The sequence below is a fragment of the Klebsiella pneumoniae complex sp. WS1778 genome (assembly GCF_049472055.1).
Lineage (GTDB): Bacteria > Pseudomonadota > Gammaproteobacteria > Enterobacterales > Enterobacteriaceae > Klebsiella > Klebsiella quasipneumoniae.
Map to the genome: position 1 here is coordinate 1,150,467 of NZ_JBKGTJ010000001.1, position 19,891 is coordinate 1,170,357.

A 19,891-nucleotide genomic window follows, 5' to 3' on the forward strand; every position below is an offset into this window, starting at 1 on the left:
GCGGTTACCGCTGCGGAAAAATCCACACATCCTCCGCCGGGAGCGTCAGATGACAGTGTTCGGCATCGCGCAGCGCCGTTCCGTAGGCGCGCAGCGGGAAATCGTCGCCCTCGGTGCGGAACAGGTACTCCCAGCGGTCGCCGAGGTACATGCTGGTCAGCAGCGGTAGCTGGAGACTGTTATCCTGCGCCGCGCCGTCCAGACGCAGGCGCTCCACGCGGATCACCGCCGTCGCCGGCTCGCCGACGCTAACCCCCTCGCCCGCTCGCCCCCACAGGCTCCAGCTGGCGCCTTCGATCCGCGCCCTGCCGTTCTCCAGCGCCATTACCTTGCCGTGCAGGCGGTTATTGCTGCCCATAAACTCGGCGGCGAACAGCGTCGCCGGGCTGCCATACATCTCCTGCGGCGTCCCCTGCTGCTCGATGACGCCATTGTTCAGCAGCAGAATACGATCCGAGATGGCCATCGCCTCATTCTGATCGTGGGTGACCATCAGCGCCGACAGGCCCAGCTTGACGATCAGCTCGCGCAGAAACACCCGCGCCTCTTCGCGCAGCTTGGCATCAAGGTTGGAGAGCGGCTCATCCAGCAGGATCACCGGCGGGTTGTAGACCAGCGCCCGGCCGATGGCCACCCGCTGCTGCTGGCCGCCGGAGAGCTGGTGCGGATGGCGGTTGCCAAGGTGCCCCAGCCCCAGCTGATCCAGCACGCGCTGCACCCGCTCTTTTATCTCCCCGGCGGCCACTTTACGCAGCTTCAGCGGATAGGCCACGTTGTCGAACACCGTTTTGTGCGGCCACAGGGCATAGGACTGGAACACCAGCCCGAGGTTACGCTCTTCGGCCGGGATCTCGCTGCGCGGCGTGCCGTCGTACACCGTGCGGTTGCCGATGGCGATCCGTCCGCTCGTCGGTTTTTCCAGCCCGGCCACCGCCCGCAGTAGCGTGGTTTTGCCGCTTCCCGAAGGCCCCAGCAACGACACCACCTCTCCCCGGCCGAGCGTCATCGACACCCCTTTCAGCACCGGGTTGTCGCCATAGGTGAGATGCAGATTTTCTACCGATAACTCAATCATGTAATTTCACTCCAAAGCGCAGGGCGATGCCAAGGCCAATCACCACCAGCAGAATATTGATAAAGGAGAGCGCCGCGACGATATCGATGGCCCCCGCCGCCCACAGCGACACCAGCATCGAGCCGATGGTTTCGGTACCCGGCGACAGCAGATAGACGCCGGTGGAATATTCGCGCTCAAAGATCAGGAACATCAGCAGCCAGGAGCCAATCAGCCCATAGCGCGACAGCGGGACGGTGACGTGGCGGGTGATCTGCCCCCGCGAGGCGCCGGTGCTGCGCGCCGCCTCCTCCAGCTCCGGGCCCACCTGCAGCAGCGTCGAAGAGATGAGCCGCAGGCCATAAGCCATCCATACCACGGTGTAGGCCAGCCAGACGCTGAAGATGGTGTTGCGCAGCGCGCGCAGCTGCACGATAAGGTGCTCCCGCAGCCAGTCGGCCACCGGCAGCGCCGAGAGCCAGCCGTGCTTCAGCGACTGATCGAGCCACATCGGCACAAACAGGAACACCCACAGGAAGGCCAGACCGGCCAGCAGCCCCGGCACCGCGCGCGGGACCAGTACGCTGTAATCAAGAAAGCGGGTGACGTTGTCCGCTTTGCGGTGCATGGCGATACCGACAAACAGATAGCAGATCACCGCCAGCGCGCCGCCGACGATGCCGATAGCCATCGAGTTGACGATTGCCCGCAGCAGGTTGGGCTGCTGCCAGATATTGTGGAACGTCGTCAGCGACAGCTCATCCCACAGCGACACGCCGACGCCCCAGTTGGAGATAAAGGCCCGCAGCGCCACGCCGAGCAGCGGCACGCCGATGGTCACCGTCAGCCAGGCCACCACCACCGCCCCGGCCACCCAACGCCATTTACCCAGCGGCAGCGCCCGCGCCTGCGACGCCTTGCCCTTCATGGTGACAAAGCGGTTGGCGGTGCGCATCAGCCGCCTCTGGAGCATCACCAGCGGGATGGTGATGCAGATCAGCACCACCGCCACCGCCGCCATCAGATGGTAGGAGGGGGTGCCGAGCTTGTTGGTCAGCTTGTAGAGATAGGTCGCCAGCACCATGTTGCCCTCGGGGTCGCCCAGCACCAGCATCAGACCGAAAACCTCCAGACCGAGGAAGAAGAGCAGCACGCAGGCGTAAAGAATGGACGGCCGCACCATCGGCAGACTCACCGAGGTCATCACCTGCAGCGGCGTGGCGCCGACGGTGCGCGCCGCCTCTTCCACGTCGGAACCGACGCTGCGCAGCGCCGAAGAGATATAAAGATAGGCGTGCGGAACGTGGGTTAAGCCGGCGATGACCACAATGCTGAACATCGAGTAGATATTCCACGGCACAAAGCCGATCAGCTGCTGTGCCCACTGGGAAAAGAAGCCTACCGGCCCGGCGGCCACCACGTAGCCAAAGCCCAGCACCATCGGCGAGACGAAGATCGGCACCAGGATCAGCGGCTCAATGAACCGCCGGCCGGGTAAATCGGTGCGTACCATCAGAAAGGCCAAAATACCGCCCAGTGGAATGGCGATAATCACCAGACCAAAGGCCAGAATAAAGCCTGACCTTAACGCCAGATAAAAATCCGGGTCGGTAAAAATAAAGGCGAAGGCTTCCAGGCTCCAGGATTTGGAGCGGGAAAAGAACGGCGCGGAGAGAAAACTCTGCACCACAATAAATAACAGCGGGACATAAATCACCAGCGCCGTGATGCACACCACCACGCCGCGCGGCAGCCCCTGCCACTTTCTGCGTAATACATTCATGGTTCATCCCTTTGGTCAGGTGAATAAACCCGCCGGGTGTGAATAAGGGGCATCGGCGATGCCCCGGGGGAGGATTATTTCGCGGCGGCGCTGCGCCATTGTTTAATAAACTGCAGACGTTTTTGCGGCTGTAAATAATCCAGCAGCGTTTCGTTGACCGGGATCGGTTTTAACGCTTTGCCCAGCAGCGCGGTCATGCCGTCGATATCATTTTTGCCTTCAATATCGCGACGAATAGAGGGAATATCCGCCTGACTGGCGAGGATCTGCTGGCCTTTTTCCGACAGGACATAGTCCAGCCACAATTTTGCCGCATTGGGATGTTCGCTCTCCTGGCTAATAAACGAGACGCGGGAGAGCACCAGCACGTAATCTTTCGGATAGGCAATGCCTAAAGAGGGATCGTTTTTCGCCCGCGCTTCCGCATAGGAGCCAAGGATGTTATAGCCGATCAGGTTTTCGCCAGAGGAGACGCGCTCCATCATCGTTCCGGTGGAAGACTGCACCGTCAGGCCGCCTTTGGCGATATTCGCCAGGTCGGTAAAATAGTTCGCGTCGGCCTGGCTGTCCTGCACCGCCAGCATAAAGCCGAGGCCCGATTTTTCGATATCGTAGGTGGTGACTTTGCCTTTAAATTTATCGGCCTGGCTGGGGATCAATTTTGCCAGCGCGGTATGCGAATCCGGAACCTCATTCTGCGGGATCAGCCGTTTGTTATAGATAAATACCACCGGCTCGTAGGTGGTGCCATAGGCTTTCTGCTGCCACACCGCCCAGTCGGGCAATTGCTTCACCTCCGGCGAGGCATATTGTTCCGCGTATTCGGTGGCTAATTTCAGCGCCGTATCCATCGATGAGCTCCACACCACGTCCCCGCTGCCGCCCCCGGCGGCCTGCTCGCTGATATAGCGGTTATACAGCTCGGTGCTGTTCATGTCGTTATATTCGACTTTGACGCCCGGATATTGCGCTTCGAATCCTTTAATTAACGGCCCGGCGGCTTTGGTATCGGTTGTGGAATAGATCACCACCTTGCCCTCTTTGACGGCGGCATCAACCGTTTTTTGATAATCCGCCGGATAGCCCGCAGGCACCTCCGCCCAGGCGGCACAGGCGAAAACGGCCGTCAGTGAAACCACTAAACCACTTATTTTCTTATACATGATACCAACCTTTAATCATCAATTAATAAACACAAATTTAACATATAGTGGTATCAGCTGCCCTTGCAACGCCGGGGCTGGCTTTTTTCTGGCTTTTGTGACAGTGGCAGAATTTAAAAATGTGGTGTTTATGACGTTAATTAAAACGCGATCGCGGACCGGTTTTTTATCGTCTGGCGTATAACGCAGACGCTGGCGCAGTGGCGTGACGCCCGGAGCCCCCGCCCTTGACCTTCTGCGCCGGGCGGCGCAGCATAAAACGGCAAACATAACAAAATAACAACAGACTACAGGAGAGAATCAGTGCCAACAGGACACCGCTTTCTGGCGACGGATCTGCATCAGTTTGTCGTCTCACTGTTTACCCATCTCGGCAGCCGCTCAGAAGAAGCGACGCTGGTCGCCGACCACCTGATCGCCGCCAACCTGGCCGGGCATGACTCCCATGGCGTCGGGATGATCCCAAGCTATGTGAAATCCCATGCCGGCGGTTTTCTGCAGCTCAACCGCCACGCCACGGTCACCAAAGATGCCGGCGCCGTGGTCACCCTCGACGGCAACGCCGGCTTCGGCCAGGTAGTCGCCCACGAAGCGATGCAGTTAGGTATCGAAAAGGCGAAGCAGCACGGCATGGCGGCTATCGCCCTGCGCAATGCGCATCACGTCGGGCGCATCGGCTACTGGGCCGAGCAGTGCGCCGCCGCCGGACTGATCTCCATTCACTTCGTCAGCGTAATCGGCGACCCGATGGTCGCTCCGTTCCGCGGAAAAGACAGTCGCTTCGGCACCAACCCCCTGTGCGTGGTGTTTCCGCGAGAGGGCCATCCGCCGCTGCTGCTGGACTACGCCACCAGCGCCATCGCCTTTGGAAAAACCCGCGTCGCCTGGCACAAAGGGGAAGCCGTGGCCCCCGGCTGCCTGATCGACGCCGAGGGGTTGCCCACCACCGACCCGGCGGTGATGCAAACCTCGCCGCTGGGCGCCCTGCTCACCTTCGCCCAGCACAAAGGCTATGCCCTGGCGACGCTGTGCGAAGTGCTCGGCGGCGCGCTCTCCGGGGGGCAAACCACCCATCAGGAAAGCCTGCAGACCAGCGTCGACGCCATCTTTAACTGCATGACCACCGTGATCCTGCGCCCGGACGCGTTCGATGCCCCGGACAGCCAGGCGCAGACGGAGGCCTTTATCGCATGGTGTAAACAGTCGCCGCACGATCCCGATGCCCCGGTGCTGGCCCCCGGCGAATGGGAAGCCGCCAACCGCGAAGCGCGCCTGGCCGAGGGGATCCCGCTGGATGCGGGCAGCTGGCAGGCAATCTGCGCCGCCGCGCGCGACGTCGGCCTGAGCGAGTCGCATATCACCCGCTGCCGCCCTCTCGCGTAGCGGCGTTTTCCCCCGCAGAGCGTCTGACGTCGGCGCTCTGCGTCATCGTCATTAGTGACGAGGTCACGCTCCCGTCATCATCCATCTGAAATTTTTCATTATAAATCAACAAATTAAAATCTGGCACAAGACCTGCATAGCGCAGCGGGCCTGCGTCCGCATCACCACCAGGCGATACCGCGATCGTTGCCCGTCGGGCCCGGCGCGACAGCGATCCTCTGTTCACTGTTAACAGGTCTGTTACTGATGAAAAAAATCACGAGCGTGTGCCCCTACTGCGGGGCGGGTTGCAAACTTAAACTGGTTGTCGACAACAATAAAATCATTCGCGCGGAAGCCGCCGACGGCGTCACCAACCAGAACCAGCTGTGCCTGAAAGGCTATTACGGCTGGGATTTTCTGAACGACACGCAGCTCCTGACGCCCCGTCTTAAACAACCGATGATCCGCTACCAGAAAGGCGGCGCCTTTACGCCGGTCAGCTGGCAGGAGGCGATTCGCTATACCGCCAGCAAGCTCAGGGAGATCAAAGAGAAGCATGGCCCGCGCGCCATCATGACCACCGGCTCCTCGCGCGGCACCGGCAACGAAACCAACTATGTGATGCAAAAGTTCGCCCGCGCGGTGCTGAACACCAATAACGTCGACTGCTGCGCCCGCGTCTGCCACGGCCCTTCCGTCGCCGGGCTACAGCAGGCGCTGGGCAACGGGGCGATGAGCAACTCGATAAGCGACATCGAAAACTCGAAGTGCCTGCTGGTCTTTGGCTACAACTGCGCCGACTCCCATCCCATCGTCGCCCGCCGGGTGATCAAAGCCCGGGAAAACGGCGCTAAGATCATCGTCTGCGATCCGCGACGCATTGAAACCGCACGCATAGCCGACCGTCATCTGCAGCTCAACAACGGCAGCAATATGGCGCTGGTGAACGCCTTCGGCTATGTCCTGCTGGAGGAGGAGCTGTACAACAAAGCCTATGTCGAACGCTACACCGAAGGGCTGGACGCCTACCGCGAGGCGGTGAAGGATTACGCCCCGGAAGCAGTGGAAGAGATTGTCGGGGTCAGCGCGCAGGCAATTCGCGAGGCGATGCGCATGTTTGCCGCCGCCCCTTCCGCCACCATTATGTGGGGCATGGGGGTCACCCAGTTTGGCCAGGCGGTGGACGTGGTGCGCGGCCTGGCAAGCCTGGCGCTGCTCACCGGCAACCTGGGGCGGGCGAACGTCGGCGTGGGCCCGGTTCGTGGACAAAACAATGTGCAGGGTGCCTGCGATATGGGCGTTCTGCCGAACCTGTTCCCCGGCTATCAGGAGGTCACCGACCCCGTCGTGCGGGCCAAATTCGCCGCCGCCTGGGGGATCGACCCGGCGCAGATGGATGACCAGGTCGGCACCCGCATCACCGAAGTGCCGCATAAAGCGCTGACCGGCGAGATCAAAGCCTACTACATCATGGGCGAAGATCCGCTGCAGACCGAAGCCGACCTCGGCCTGGTGCGCAAAGGCATCGAGGCGCTGGACTTCGTGGTGGTGCAGGATATCTTCATGACCAAAACGGCGGAGATTGCCGATGTCCTGCTGCCGGCCACCTCCTGGGGCGAGCACGGTGGCGTCTTCACCTGCGCCGACCGCGGGTTTCAGCGGTTTGAACAGGCAATCCCTCCGGCGGGGAATGTGAAGCGCGACTGGGAGATCATCAGTCTGCTGGCCAGCGAAATGGGCTATCCGATGCACTATGAGAACAACCAGCAGATCTGGGACGAGATGCGCGAGCTCTGCCCGCTTTTCTACGGCGTGACCTGGGAGAAAATGGGCGATATGGGCCATGTTCAGTGGCCGTGCCCGACCCTCGACCACCCCGGCACGCCGTGGCTGTATAAAGACAACCGCTTCGACACCCCATCGGGTAAAGGGCAGCTGTTCGCCACCGCCTGGCGCGCGCCGGCGGAGCGTCCGGATGATGAATGGCCGCTGGTGCTCTGCACGGTGCGGGAGGTGGGGCACTACTCCTGCCGCTCGATGACCGGCAACTGCGCCGCGCTGCAGTCGCTGGCCGACGAGCCGGGACGGGTGCAGATAAATCCGGTGGATGCGCAACGGCTGGGGATCGCTGACAAACAGCTGGTGTGGGTCAGCTCCCGACGCGGGAAAGTCATCACCCGCGCCGACCTCAGCGATCGCATCAACCCGGGCGCGGTCTATATGACCTATCAGTGGTGGGTGGGCGCCTGCAATGAGCTGACCCAGGATAACCTCGATCCGATCTCCAAAACGCCGGAAACCAAATACTGTGCGGTGAAAGTGGAAGCGATAGCCGACCAGCAGTGGGCGGAGCGCTATGCCTGGACGGCCTACAGCGACATGAAGGCGCGACTGAAAGCCGCCGCCGACGTCTGACCTCAGGGAGCGCGCGCTCCCTGCTGCCGCTGCCGGTGGGTTACGCCGCCGGCAGCTGTTTCTCCACCAGCGCCACCCACATCGCCACCCCGTGGCTAATCAGCGCATCGTTAAAGTCATAGCTGGCGTTATGCAGCGGCTTCGACGGCGTTTCGCCATCGGTGCCGATCCAGAAATAGGCCCCCGGACAGGCCTCCAGCATGCAGGCGAAATCCTCTGAGGCCATCGACGGCGCCTGGTTCCAGCGCACCGCCTCCGCGCCAAGGGTGGCGACCGCCACCTCGCGCAGCAGCTGCGCCTGGGGCGCATGGTTTTTGGTCACCGGATACCCCGGAAACCAGCTAATCTCGCCCTGCACATCGGACACCTGTGGCTGGGTCGCCACATAGCTTTCGATAAGCTCCCGCACGCGGGCGCGAACGCGATTGCTCAGGCAGCGGAAGGTGCCGCGCAGCACCACGGTGTCCGGCAGGACGTTGATCGCCTCGCCGCCGTTTATCTGGGTGATGCTGACCACCGCCGAATCCTGTGGCGACAGGCGGCGGGAAGGAATGGTCTGCAGCGCCATAATCAGCTGCGCCGCAGCGACGATCGGATCAGCCCCGCTCTCCGGCATCGCCGCATGGCAGCTTTTGCCGCGCAGGGTGATCTCGAAGGCGTCGAGGGAGGCCATCATCGCGCCATCGCTGAGCGCCACTTCGCCAAGCGGGATCCCCGGCCAGTTATGTAGCGCGTAAATCGCATCCATCGGGAAGCGTTCGAATAATCCCTCCTCCACCATTTTGCGCGCGCCGCCGAGGTTCTCTTCCGCTGGCTGGAAAACAAAGTGGACGGTGCCGCTGAACTGACGGGTCTGCGCCAGATGGGCGGCGGCCGCCAGCAGCATCGCGGTGTGGCCATCGTGGCCGCAGGCGTGCATGACCCCGGCGCGGCGCGAACGGTAGCTGACGCTCCCCAGCTCGGTGATCGGCAGGGCGTCCATATCGGCGCGCAGGCCGATGACCGGCCCGGGGCCGTTTTCCAGCGTCGCCACGACGCCGGTGCCGGCCAGCCCGCGATGAACCTGCAGGCCAAACGAGGCCAGCAGCTCGGCGACGCGGCGCGAGGTCTCCTGCTCCTGATATCCGAGCTCAGGCGCGGCGTGAAACTCACGTCGCCAGCCTGTGGCTTCGGCGATCAGTGACGGCGATACGGCCATGTATTACTCCTTTCCTGCATAGCGTAATGCTGAATAATTTGGTCATGCGTTGCGTTTTTACCCGTCGCTCACCGGCGTCGGGTCGCTGCCGCTCCCTCCGTTATATCCTGTCGTTAACACGCTGACAACGTCACGAAATGCGGCGGCGGCACGGCGTACAGGCCTGCCGTCGCCCGGCGGTCCTTTTTTGGTAGTGATTTCAACGGTGACAACGGCCAGGCGATTAATTATTATGCAGCTCAGGACGGCAATTTGCCGAAGGATCCACTACTGACCTCTCCGTCATCGGAAATAAAATGTTTAACCCAGACCAGAATCGTCTTGCTCCCACGCTGGCGATGATCATGGCCGCGTCGCTCGTGGGATTTATCACCGGCTATACGGTGCCGTTAATCAGTCTTGAGCTGGCGCAGCAGCAGATCGCGCCGCTGTATGTCGGCCTGCTGGCCGCCCTGCCGCCCGCCGGCATGATGATCTCCTCTTTCCTCTCTCCTGCGCTGTGCCGGCGCGTTGAGATGGGCGTGCTGCTGAGCGGCAGTTTGATCCTGCTGGCGCTGGCGACCATCGCCTCATGCATGACCACCGATATGACGCTGCTTCTGCTGCCGCGCCTGCTGACCGGCCTGGCCTCCGGGGTCATTATCGTCCTCGGTGAAAGCTGGATCACCGGCGGCGCGGCAGGCAACCAGCGCGCCACCCTCACCGGTATCTACGCCTCGGCCTTTACCGGCTGCCAGCTGGCCGGGCCGCTGCTGATCTCCGTCGGCCCCGCCTGGCAGGCTTCGGCGCTGATGGCGATCGTCGCGGTCACCGCCGTCTGCCTGCTGATGCTGCGCCATCTGCCCACCGGCACCCGCGAAAGCCTTGGGGAGCGCGCCAGCTGGCGCAGCCTCGGCGCCTTCCTGCCGGTACTGGCCTCCGGGGTCTTCTGCTTCGCCTTCTTCGACGCCAGCATCCTCGCCCTGCTGCCACTGTACGGTATGGATAAAGGGCTTAATGAAGGAATGGCGGTGCTGCTGGTGACCGTGGTGCTTACCGGGGATGCGATGTTCCAGACCCCGCTCGGCTGGCTGGCCGACCGGGTCGGCATTCGCCGCGTGCATCTGGCCTGCGCGGTGGTCTTCAGCCTGTCGCTGCTGGCCCTGCCGCTGATGCTCGGTTCGCGCATTCAGCTGATGGCCATTTGCCTGCTGCTGGGCGCCGCGGCGGGGGCGCTTTATACCCTGTCGCTGGTGCGAGCGGGGAAAACCTTCAGCGGACAGAAGCTGATTATGATTAACGCCCTGTTCGGCTTTTTCTGGTCCGCCGGAAGCGTCGCCGGGCCGGTAGTCAGCGGCATGCTGATCGGCATCACCGGCTACGACGGCCTGATCGCCACCCTGGTGGCCAGCGGCGTGCTGTTCCTGCTGATCCAGTGTCTGTGCAAAAACGAGAAAACCCTGCTCGCCAGCGAGCAGGAAGACGACATGGACGAAGCGACGGAGTCCGCGCAGTAGTCCTGACGGGCTGGCCTGGCGCCAGCCCTTTTTATGGCCCTTACCTGAGGGTATCCTGTTCTTGCTGGCTCACTGCTGTAACCATTGCCGGCCCCCTGCCGAGAGGAAATTCCATGGAAAGCATGACGTTACATCGTGGCAGATTGATCGATCATATCCTGCTGGTTGTCGAAGACTTTGAGGCAAGCAAAGACTTCTATACCGCCGTACTGTCGGCGCTGGAGATCCCGGTTATTACCACCGCTAATGACTACTTGCTGGCCGACGAACTGGTGGTGGCCTCACGCCACAGCCCGGAGGCTGCCGGGAAACTGACAGGACGCCACCACCTGGCGTTCCAGGCCAGAGATCGTGACAGGGTGGACGCTTTTTACCATGCGGCGCTGACCCATGGCGGCCGCGATAACGGCGCGCCTGGCGAACGACATTATCATCCTGGTTACTATGCCGCTTTTGTGCTGGATCCGCAGGGGAATAATATTGAGGCGGTCTACCATGGCGAGGCTGAGCGCAGCGCCGGGTCTGTTGCGATCAGCTTCACGCAGTAAGCGGGCGAAAGACACCTTTTTGCCCGCAACAGGAGGACACTATGTTTTCATACATCATGTTGGGAACCAATGACCTGCCACGCGCCATCAAGTTCTATGACCCGTTAATGGCGCTGCTGGGACACGTCAAAGCCGGTCGTAACGAACAGGGGGCGTCCTGGGGCACCTTCAATGGCAACCACACCTGTGGGCTGTGCGTGGGCGTTCCTTTTGACCTGCAGCCTGCCGGGGTGGGTAATGGAACGATGGTGGCGCTTAACGCCCGCTCCGTCGAACATATTGCGGAACTGCATGCCCTCGCCCTGCAACTCGGCGGACGTGACGAAGGCGCTCCCGGTCATCGCCCACAATATGGCAACGGCTTTCACAGCGCCTACGTCCGCGATCCCGACGGCAATAAGCTGGCGTTTGTTTATTATGCGTCGGCAGCTTGAATGGCTGCTGCGGAAGTGCCTTTTTCAGGCAGTAATGCGTCATTCAGGACGGCCGACTTCGCCGTCCTGATTTCATTGAGAATCACGAAAAACCGCGGTTAAAGCGCTACGACTTCTCTCCCCGACGAGTTATCTACCGCGAAGTGATAACGTAATCCGGCGTCGCGCATACAGCGTTTCCGCCGCCAGCTGAAAATGATATTCCATCGCCTTCAGCTTTTTCGTCTTGAGCTGTTTTAGTGGAATACCCTCGATATGCCCTGTCGCGACCAACCACCGGATTTCAGCCGTACTCAGCTTGAGCTGTTTTTTCAGTATTGATAGCAGGCTGATGCGAAATGGCTGACTGACTCTGACGCGCACCGTTATCCGCGGGCACGCCATCAGCGTCACCGACCATTGCTCATGAATACGAAAATCAGGTTGCCCCGACGGCTCGGCGCGGTTGCGCTTCAGCGTCGCGAGGTCAGCGGCATAATAGTGAACCATAGCTGCATCGTTCTGCCTCAGGCGCTGAAGCAGTTTACGGTTTATCTTGCTGACGTGCAGCCTGGAAAACAGGGCGATATTCCACGTGTAATCGCAGTGCGTGCATTTATAGATGCTCCAGATATCCAGCAGCTTCTTTTGCGAATTCACCCGGATGGCGCCGGAAGGTGCGAAGTCGCGTTTTACATTGCAGGCGGGGCAGCGTTTGGCAATGTGCTGATACCCCACGGGCGTGACCGTCCATGTAACTGTCATAACGTACCTTTTTTAACCCATACGAAACCGAGTCCGTCATTAACGGACCATGATTTTTGGCGTATGAAAAATAGTTAGTCGCTATTTTTCAGTGGGTTAAAAAAAGATTTCCAACGTTATATTCCTGGAGAAGCCCAAAGCGATACCCGGAGATTAACAAAGGGGTTATCGCGGGATATATGAGTTCAGTCAATGTTTATACTGATGATGAAAAACATCATCAATATATTTGACAACACTCAGCGGGCTGGCCTGGCGCCAGCCCGCTCGGTTTACAGCACCTTGCTGAGGAACGCGGCGGTGCGTGGGTTGCTCGGCGCGCTAAAGATCTGCCCCGGCTTGCCCTCTTCCTGAATCACGCCCTGGTCGATGAAGATCACCCGGTCGGCCACTTCGCGGGCAAAGCCCATTTCGTGTGTCACGATCACCATGGTCATCCCCTCGCTGGCGAGGTTTTTCATTACCTCCAGCACGTCGCCCACCAGCTCCGGATCCAGCGCCGAAGTGGGCTCATCAAACAGCATAATCGACGGCTTCATCGCCAGCGCGCGGGCGATGGCTACCCGCTGCTGCTGGCCGCCGGACAGGCTCGAGGGCCAGGCGTCGCGCTTATCGCTTAAGCCCACCTTCGCCAGCAAGGCTTCCGCCAGGTCGACCGCCTGCTGGCGCGGCATATTGCGCAGATTCATCGGCGCCATAATCAGGTTTTCCAGCACCGTCATATGCGGGAACAGGTTAAAGCGCTGGAACACCATGCCAACGCTTTCGCGCATCTTGTTGAGGTCGGTAGTGCGGTCGTGAGCGGCAAAGCCGTTGACCACCACCTCGCCTTCGCTGACCGTCTCCAGGGCATTCATGCAGCGCAGGAAGGTACTTTTCCCCGAGCCGGACGGGCCGATGATGCACACCACTTCCTGCGGTTTAATATCGCAGCTGATGCCGCGCAGCACGTGGCTGTCGCCGAAGCGCTTATGTAAGTTATTAATGTGAATCACTTTTGCCAAACCTCTTTTCCAGACGGTTAACCAGCTGCGCCAGCAGGAAGGTGATCACCCAGTAGACCAGGGAGATGGTCAGGTAGGGTTCCCAGTAGGTGGCGTAGGCGCCGGAGACGGTGCGCGCGGCGTAGGCCAGATCGGCCAGGCCAATCGCCGAGGCCAGCGAAGAGTCCTTAACAATGGCGATGGCGTTGTTGCCCAGCGGCGGCAGAATGCGGCGAAACGCCTGCGGCAGGATCACCTTGCGCATGGTTTTCCACCACGGCATGCCCAGCGCGCGGGAGGCCTCCATCTGCCCTTTGTCGATCGACTGGATGCCGGCGCGGAAAATCTCCGACACATAGGCCCCGGCGTTAAGGGTGATCGCCACGATGCAGGAGAGGAACGCCCCGTAGCTGGCGCGCAGCTCGCGGGCAAAGTCGGCGCTCATCAGGCCGCTGGTCACCAGCAGGCCGTCGCGCGGGTTGATAAATAGCGGCACCAGCGCAAAGTGCACCACCATGATCTGCACGAACAGCGGCGTACCGCGGAAGGCGCTAACGTAAAAGCGCACCGGAAACTGCACCAGGTAGCGGAGAATATATTTCCACGGCCCGTGCTCGGCCTTCGCCATCCGTCCGAGACCGAGGGTTAACCCCCACAGCGTCCCGAGGATCACGCAGATAATGGTACATTTAATCGTCATCAGGGCGCCGTCCACAAACAGCGGGCCGTACTCCTCGATGATCTCCCAACGGAATCCCGTCATAGTCCTTCCCTAAAAAATACGGCTATCGCCTGGGCGATAGCCGTGGTCACTGAAAAAGGTGGCTTATTGCGCTGGCAGCGTCGGCACGTTGTCGTCGAACCAGGTTTTATAGATTTTGGCGTAAGTCCCGTCGTCAACGATCTTCTGCAGACCGGCGTTGATTTTGCCCAGCAGTTCGCTGTTGCCTTTCGCCACCGCGATACCGAAATATTGACGTTCGAATTTGGCATCCGGCACCAGCTTGAACTGCTTCTCCGGGTGCTGTTTGATGTAGTACTTCACCACCCCGACGTCACCCACCGCGGCGCTGACGCCGTCCTCGAACAGTTCCTGGAGCATCAGCGGGGTATTGTCGAAGCGCTTGATCGCCGTGCTGTTCTTGCCCAGCACCTCAGAAACCACGATATCGCCGGTGCTGGAGTTCACAACCCCGACCTTCTCGTTTTTCAGGGCCGCCAGCGAATCCACCTTCGAGTCCTGGGCGACGACGATAGACTGCTCAGCCGGGAAGTACGGCGCGGAGAAATCGACCATCTGTTTGCGTTTATCGGTGATGGTGATCCCGGAGATGATGATGTCGCGGTCGCCGGTGTTCAGCGTGGCGAAGATGCCTTCCCATGGGGTATTGACCAGCTTGACGTCAAAGCCTTCGGCTTTGGCGATGGCTTTAATGATGTCGATGTCGAAACCTTCCAGCTGTTTCTGGCTGTTTTCAAATTCAAACGGCCGGTAGGTGCCGCCGGAGCCGACGGTATAGGTTTCCGCAGCCGCCTGTCCGGCTGCCGTCAGCGCGGCCATCATGAAACACGCTTTGAGCAAATTCTTGACCATGAGATTTCCTTTTTATGCATTTATTTTGCATAAAAATACACACACTGACTTTTATATGCAACCGGAAACCTTCCCGCTGGTGAATTATCTTATCAACTGCCGCGTTTACCGCCGGATTTACCAATGGCCCGGTGCAGGTCGTTGATTCGCTTCAGGGATTTCACCGTTTTTTGTGGCGTGGTGGAGGCCACCGACAGAACAATCATCTCCAGACACACCAGCACCGTGCCGTGCAGCGGCATCCGGCTACTGTCCCCGCCGCGCGGGACGTCAATCACCACCTGCGCCTCCTGGCTGAAGCGCGAGTCCACCGCCTGGGTCAGCAGGATGGTCGGAATACCCAAGCGCTTCGCCTCGCGCAGGGTGGTCATCCCCTCACGATGGGGCGATTTTTGCCCCATCATGATCAGCACATCGCCGCGCTGCAGGCCGATGAGCTGCTCGGCGAGGCTGAAACCCGTGCGGTTCATCACATACGCCGGCAGGCCAATGCGGCTGAACAGCCGGGCGGTGTACTCGGCGAGGATCCCCGAGGCGCCGATACCGAAGATCCCCACCTGCCGTGCGTCGCTGAGCAATGCCACCGCCTGAGCCACCGCCGCGCGGTTGTCGGCCCGCGACAGGACCTCGCAAACCCGTTGATGGCCTTCCAGCACAAAATCAATACTGGAATTGACGTCGCTGGAGAGCGCGGTGACCGTGGAGCGCATCTTTTCCGCCGAGGTGACCGAGGTGCCGAACCAGCGCTCCATGGTCTGCTTAAGCTCGCGCAGCCCGGCGAAGCCCAGCGCCTGGATGGCGCGCACCACCGTGGCGTCGGAGGTCTGGGTCGCAGCGGCGATCTCCATCGCCGTCTGCTCCAGCACCACCTCGCGGTTATCGTTGATATAGCTGACCACGGCCCGCAGTCGGGGAGAGAGCTGATGCGCCCGGGCGCGATAGCGTTCGCCGAACAGGTCGACCCGCCCCTTCTCTTTTTTTATCGCGCTTTTCATTTGGCCTCCGCCGGGAGCGGCCTGCCGGCAATATGCGACTGCACCTGGGCCACCATCAGGGAGAGCGCGGCGTAGGAGTTGGAGATCACCTCCTCCCGCGGCAGCAAAATATAGTGCCCGGTGCGGCAGGCGCGCATAAAGTCGCACCAGCCGGGCATCACCGCTTCCATCGCCTGCAGCTCATCCTGCGGCTTGCCGCCGGTATCCGACCGCCAGGTGGCGAAGACAAAATCGGCGTCCAGCTCCGGCAGCTGTTCCGCGCTGACATCAATACGCTGGCCGTCGGGGATCCGCTCAATCAGCGGCGGAAAGCGGAACCCGGCGTCGCGCAGCACCCGGCCCAGGGCATGATACGAATGATGCACCGTGACCTTGCCATTGTTCGCCTGGATCACCGAGACGGTGTACTGAGAAGGGTTGACCATCGCTTTCAGCTGCTTGATTTGTTCCTGATAACGGCGCTCAAGGATCGCCAGCCGCGGCTGGGTGCTGGTCAGCTGGGCCAGCTTGCGGTAAATCTCCGGGGCGCTGCCCTGCAGATGGTCGATACTCACCGTCGGGGCAATCTTCTCCAGCTGCTCCACCGACACGTGGCGGCTGGGCTCGGTGATGATCAGATCCGGCTTGACGGCAGCCACCGCTTCCAGATCGATATCGGCTGTGCCAATAAAGCGGATATCGCTGTTATCGAAATCGACACCGGTGAGCTGGGCGCTGGAGCGCAGATAGTGGCTGCCGTCCGGGCGCGTGCGGCCGTGGCTGGCGATCGGTGGCGCCCCGAGCTCAATCAGCGGAATAGTAATATCGAGATCGTGCATCGAAACAATGCGCTGCGGATGCAGCGGGACGGTGACCGTGCGGCCTAAATCATCGGTAAAAGTTTGAGTATGTGGGTCGGCGGCGCTGACGGCCCCCGTCAGCAACAGCAGCAATGAGACGAACCAACGCATAATACCTTCCTGATTAAAGGGCATCACGGCGACGCCAGAGCAAGACAACAAAGAACGGGCAGCCCACCAGGGCAATCACAATCCCCGCAGGGATCTGCAGCGGCGCAAACGCCAACCGGCCAAGGGTATCGGTCGCCAGCACCAGCAAGGCGCCAATCAGGGCGCTGCCGCTCAGCAGCGAGACCTGGCCGCCGCGCAGCACGAAACGCGCCATATGCGGCGCCATCAGGCCCACAAAGCCCAGGCTGCCGACGCAGGAGACGCTGGCCGAGGTCAGCAGCACCGGGGCGAAAAAGCGCAGCAGAGTCAACTGCTGCAGACGCACCCCAAGGCCAATGGCGGTTCGGTCGCCCAGCAGCGCCGCGTCCGCCGCCCGGGCGGTACAGAACAGGATGATGGCCCCGGGCAGCGCCCAGCAAAAGGCCACCGCCAGCAGTGGCCAGGAGACGGCTTGCAGGCTGCCCGCCAGCCAGATCATCGCTGTCTGCACGTCGCGTACGTCGGCGGTGGTCATAAAGATGCCGACAGCAGCCGCCAGGGTCCAGGAGACGCCGATGCCAATTAAAATAAAGCGCGGCCGCGAGCAGTCGCGGGCCAGCGTCAGGACCAGCAGGGCCACCGCCACGCCGCCGACCATCCCCGCCAGCGGCCGCCAGACCAGGCCTACCGCCGGGAAAAACAGCACCAGCGCCAGGACCACGATGCTGGCCCCCTCTTTAACGCCGATCAGCCCCGGATCGGCCAGCCCGTTGCGGGTGATACTCTGCATCGCCGCGCCGGCCAGCCCCAGCATGGCCCCGCACAGCAGCGCCATCATGATCCGCGGCAGGCGAATATCAAACAGAATAAAGCGCGGCTGCTCGCCCATCTCCTGTGGCGCCAGCAGGGCCTGCGCCAGCGTCGACGCGGGCAGCGGATAGCTGCCGCGGCTGAGGCTGTACAGCCCGAGCGCCAGCAGCATCAGCAGCATAAAGGCGGCAATTTTCAGCGCCGCCGGGCGCAGCAGCAGCTGGCGGGAAGCGAAAAGCAGCGGCCGAAAACCGGCCCGGTGAACGGCGCGCGTCATTTAAAAAACCTCGCGGCGATAAAGATAAACAGCGGTGCGCCCACCAGGGCGGTCATCGCCCCGGTGGCCAGCTCCTGCGGCGCGACCAGTGTCCGGGCGGCGATATCTGCCAGGAGCAGCACCAGCGCCCCCACCGGCGCCGCCAGGGGCAGCGCCAGGCGGATATCTTCCGTCACCAGACGGCGCACCACGTGCGGCACCACCAGCCCGACGAAGCCGATCGGTCCGGCCACCGCCACCGCCGCGCCGCAGAGCAGCGCAATCGCCAGCAGGCCCAGCAGCCGCGTCTGGACGAGGTTCACGCCGAGGCCCAGCGCCACCTTATCCCCCAGCGCCAGCACGTTGAGGCGCGGGGCAAGGAACAGCGCGACGCCAAGGCCGATCAGCGCCGGGACCAGCGCCGTCCGCAGCGTGCTCCAGTTCAGCCCGGCCAGATCGCCCGCCAGCCAGGTGCGCATCGCCAGCAGCGTTTGTTCATCGAGAATTAATATCGCCGCCGTCACCGCCGACGCAAACGCCGACAGCGCTACCCCGCACAGCGTGATGCGCAGCGGCGTCGCTCCGCCGCGACCGGCAGAGGCCAGCGCCATCACCCCGCCGAACAGCAGCGCCGCGCCGCAGGCGGCGGTCAGCGGCCGCGCGGCGGGGAAAGCGCCGAGAGAGAGCCCCAGCGCGGAGGTCGCCACCACTGCCAGTGACGCGCCGGCGTTAAGGCCGAGGATATGCGGCTCGCCCAGCGGGTTGCGGATCACCGTCTGCAGCAGCAGCCCGGCGACGCCGAGCGCCGCGCCGGTCAGCAGCGCCGCCGCCAGCCGCACCAGGCGCAGTTCGACGATAATCCGCTGCTCGAAATTGCGCGGATTGTACTCCAGCAGCGCCTGCAGCACCGTCTGCGGGGCGATCCAGCGGGCGCCCAGGCCAAGATGCACCAGCGAACCGGCGATAAGCAGCAGCGTAAGCAGGAGCAGCGCCAGTCGGGGACGGGCGCGCCGCCGCGCGGAAAGCAGGATAGTCACGCTCATTGCGCCGCCGCCTGGCGGGCGCGAAACGGCATAAAGAAGGGTTTGCCGGTTTGCGGGTTAATCGACATCTGCACGTCAACGTCAAACACGCGTTTAATCAGCTCAGGGCTACAGACTTCGTTGTCGCTAATCGTACCGGCGATGCGCCCCTGTTTGAGAAACACCAGCAGATCGGCGTAGTTCACGGCAAAGTTGAGGTCATGGAGCACCGTCACCACCGTGCGGCCATGTTCGCGGGTCAGGGTCTGGAGCAGCTCGAGGATATCGACCTGATAGCGCAGATCGAGCCAGGTGGTCGGCTCATCGAGCAGAATGGTGGCCGTTTGCTGGGCCAGCGCCATGGCGATCCAGCAGCGCTGACGCTGGCCACCGGAGAGGCTGTCCACCGGCAGATGAGCGAACTCGCGGGTGCCCGTTAAGCGCAGCGCCTCCTCCACCGCCAGCTCATCGGCGTCTGACCACTGGCGCATCAGACCCTGCCACGGATAGCGCCCACGCGAGACCAGCTCGAAAACCGTTAACCCTTCCGGGGTCAGCGGCGATTGCGGCAGGATCCCGAGCTGGCGCGAGACGGCCTTCGTCGGCATCTGATGAATGGCTTGCCCGTCCAGACGCACGCAGCCGCCGAGCGGCTTCAGCATCCTGGCGATAGTCGACAACAGCGTTGATTTGCCGGAGCCGTTCGCCCCTGCCAGCACCGTCATTTTGCCGCTGGGGATGGTCAGGTTGATGTCGTCAACGATCAGGGTCTGGCCGTAGCCGGCTGACAGGGCATCCAGTACGATCCCCTGCTCTGCAGGTGTCACCCGCTGTGGCATAACTCGCTCCTGCGCCGCAGCGTTCCAGGCGATGGCTGGACATTCTGCAGTCAAATCAAAATAAATCTCATTCTCTTTTGATCATGACGGGGATGAATGTAGTAGTCAATACTCGCCATCGTCTTCCTGCGGAGACGCTGACTACAGCGAGGCTGCGCCAACACAACATAATTTAAATAAAACAATATCAAAGAGATAACTGCATAACGCTCCCTTCTGGAGGCGTTTAAAACGTCCTGTTCCTCGCCGCTGAAATTTTATCT

Annotated in this window: 17 protein-coding genes and 1 pseudogene; 5 read left to right on the plus strand and 13 right to left on the minus strand. The window is 61.5% G+C overall.

Features of this window, described 5'->3' with window-relative positions; translation table 11 throughout:
- Positions 1-4: 4 nt before the first annotated feature.
- The 3 genes from ACLEXF_RS05945 to ACLEXF_RS05955 form a co-directional block, all read right to left on the minus strand.
- Positions 5-1,075 (minus strand): ABC transporter ATP-binding protein, encoded by a 1,071-nt coding sequence (locus ACLEXF_RS05945; RefSeq protein WP_043519856.1) that lies wholly within the window; start codon positions 1,073-1,075, stop codon positions 5-7.
- Complete coding sequence (locus ACLEXF_RS05950; RefSeq protein ID WP_004189548.1) at positions 1,068-2,837, minus strand: ABC transporter permease; 1,770 nt, start codon at positions 2,835-2,837, stop codon at positions 1,068-1,070. The genes ACLEXF_RS05945 and ACLEXF_RS05950 overlap by 8 nt, the downstream gene beginning before the upstream one ends.
- 74 nt (positions 2,838-2,911) lie before the next feature.
- Positions 2,912-4,000, minus strand: a complete 1,089-nt coding sequence (locus ACLEXF_RS05955; protein ID WP_423265744.1) for an ABC transporter substrate-binding protein — start codon at positions 3,998-4,000, stop codon at positions 2,912-2,914.
- 303 nt (positions 4,001-4,303) lie between these two features.
- On the opposite strand from ACLEXF_RS05955, the gene ACLEXF_RS05960 reads away from it, so the two are divergent.
- Positions 4,304-5,383, plus strand: a complete 1,080-nt coding sequence (locus tag ACLEXF_RS05960) for a malate/lactate/ureidoglycolate dehydrogenase (protein WP_004203019.1) — start codon at positions 4,304-4,306, stop codon at positions 5,381-5,383.
- 246 nt (positions 5,384-5,629) lie between these two features.
- Positions 5,630-7,780, plus strand: a complete 2,151-nt coding sequence (gene fdhF, locus ACLEXF_RS05965; RefSeq protein ID WP_423265745.1) for a formate dehydrogenase subunit alpha — start codon at positions 5,630-5,632, stop codon at positions 7,778-7,780.
- A 40-nt stretch (positions 7,781-7,820) separates the two neighbouring features.
- Here fdhF and ACLEXF_RS05970 read toward each other — a convergent pair whose 3' ends face one another.
- Entirely contained in the window at positions 7,821-8,978 is a 1,158-nt protein-coding gene (locus ACLEXF_RS05970) for a M20 aminoacylase family protein (RefSeq protein WP_004203021.1), read from the minus strand.
- A 296-nt stretch (positions 8,979-9,274) separates the two neighbouring features.
- Between ACLEXF_RS05970 and ACLEXF_RS05975 the strand changes: the two genes are divergently transcribed.
- The 3 genes from ACLEXF_RS05975 to ACLEXF_RS05985 all read left to right on the plus strand — a co-directional run bounded on the left by ACLEXF_RS05975 (position 9,275) and on the right by ACLEXF_RS05985 (position 11,456).
- Positions 9,275-10,474: an MFS transporter gene (locus ACLEXF_RS05975; RefSeq protein ID WP_004203023.1), complete on the plus strand. Its 1,200-nt coding sequence runs from the start codon at positions 9,275-9,277 to the stop codon at positions 10,472-10,474.
- Positions 10,475-10,587: 113 nt separating this feature from the next.
- Positions 10,588-11,022, plus strand: coding sequence for a VOC family protein (locus ACLEXF_RS05980; RefSeq protein WP_017899595.1), 435 nt, complete (start codon positions 10,588-10,590; stop codon positions 11,020-11,022).
- A gap of 41 nt (positions 11,023-11,063) precedes the next feature.
- Positions 11,064-11,456 (plus strand): VOC family protein, encoded by a 393-nt coding sequence (locus tag ACLEXF_RS05985; RefSeq protein WP_017899596.1) that lies wholly within the window; start codon positions 11,064-11,066, stop codon positions 11,454-11,456.
- A gap of 129 nt (positions 11,457-11,585) precedes the next feature.
- Here the strand turns inward: ACLEXF_RS05985 and ACLEXF_RS05990 are convergent, their stop codons facing one another.
- From ACLEXF_RS05990 to ACLEXF_RS06030, 9 genes and pseudogenes are all read right to left on the minus strand, one after another.
- Positions 11,586-12,173, minus strand: a complete 588-nt coding sequence (locus ACLEXF_RS05990) for a DUF1062 domain-containing protein (protein WP_254465463.1) — start codon at positions 12,171-12,173, stop codon at positions 11,586-11,588.
- A 299-nt stretch (positions 12,174-12,472) separates the two neighbouring features.
- Positions 12,473-13,195, minus strand: a complete 723-nt coding sequence (locus ACLEXF_RS05995) for an amino acid ABC transporter ATP-binding protein (protein ID WP_002908374.1) — start codon at positions 13,193-13,195, stop codon at positions 12,473-12,475.
- Positions 13,182-13,946: an amino acid ABC transporter permease gene (locus ACLEXF_RS06000; RefSeq protein ID WP_004151161.1), complete on the minus strand. Its 765-nt coding sequence runs from the start codon at positions 13,944-13,946 to the stop codon at positions 13,182-13,184. The genes ACLEXF_RS05995 and ACLEXF_RS06000 overlap by 14 nt, the downstream gene beginning before the upstream one ends.
- A gap of 63 nt (positions 13,947-14,009) precedes the next feature.
- Positions 14,010-14,777 carry a basic amino acid ABC transporter substrate-binding protein gene (locus ACLEXF_RS06005; protein WP_325944104.1) on the minus strand — a complete coding sequence of 256 codons (768 nt, stop codon included), beginning with the start codon at positions 14,775-14,777 and terminating at the stop codon, positions 14,010-14,012.
- Positions 14,778-14,869: 92 nt separating this feature from the next.
- Positions 14,870-15,803, minus strand: a pseudogene (locus tag ACLEXF_RS06010) (MurR/RpiR family transcriptional regulator).
- On the minus strand, positions 15,769-16,746 hold the full coding sequence (locus ACLEXF_RS06015; protein WP_407259994.1) for an ABC transporter substrate-binding protein: 978 nt from the start codon (positions 16,744-16,746) through the stop codon (positions 15,769-15,771). Before ACLEXF_RS06015 ends, ACLEXF_RS06010 begins: the two are co-directional and overlap by 35 nt.
- A complete protein-coding gene (locus ACLEXF_RS06020) occupies positions 16,736-17,788 on the minus strand; it encodes a FecCD family ABC transporter permease (protein ID WP_407259759.1) in 1,053 nt (350 codons plus the stop codon). The genes ACLEXF_RS06015 and ACLEXF_RS06020 overlap by 11 nt, the downstream gene beginning before the upstream one ends.
- Positions 17,785-18,810, minus strand: coding sequence for a FecCD family ABC transporter permease (locus ACLEXF_RS06025; RefSeq protein ID WP_064177704.1), 1,026 nt, complete (start codon positions 18,808-18,810; stop codon positions 17,785-17,787). The genes ACLEXF_RS06020 and ACLEXF_RS06025 overlap by 4 nt, the downstream gene beginning before the upstream one ends.
- Complete coding sequence (locus ACLEXF_RS06030) at positions 18,807-19,628, minus strand: ABC transporter ATP-binding protein (RefSeq protein ID WP_004203036.1); 822 nt, start codon at positions 19,626-19,628, stop codon at positions 18,807-18,809. Before ACLEXF_RS06030 ends, ACLEXF_RS06025 begins: the two co-directional genes overlap by 4 nt.
- Between the last annotated feature and the right edge of the window lie 263 nt (positions 19,629-19,891).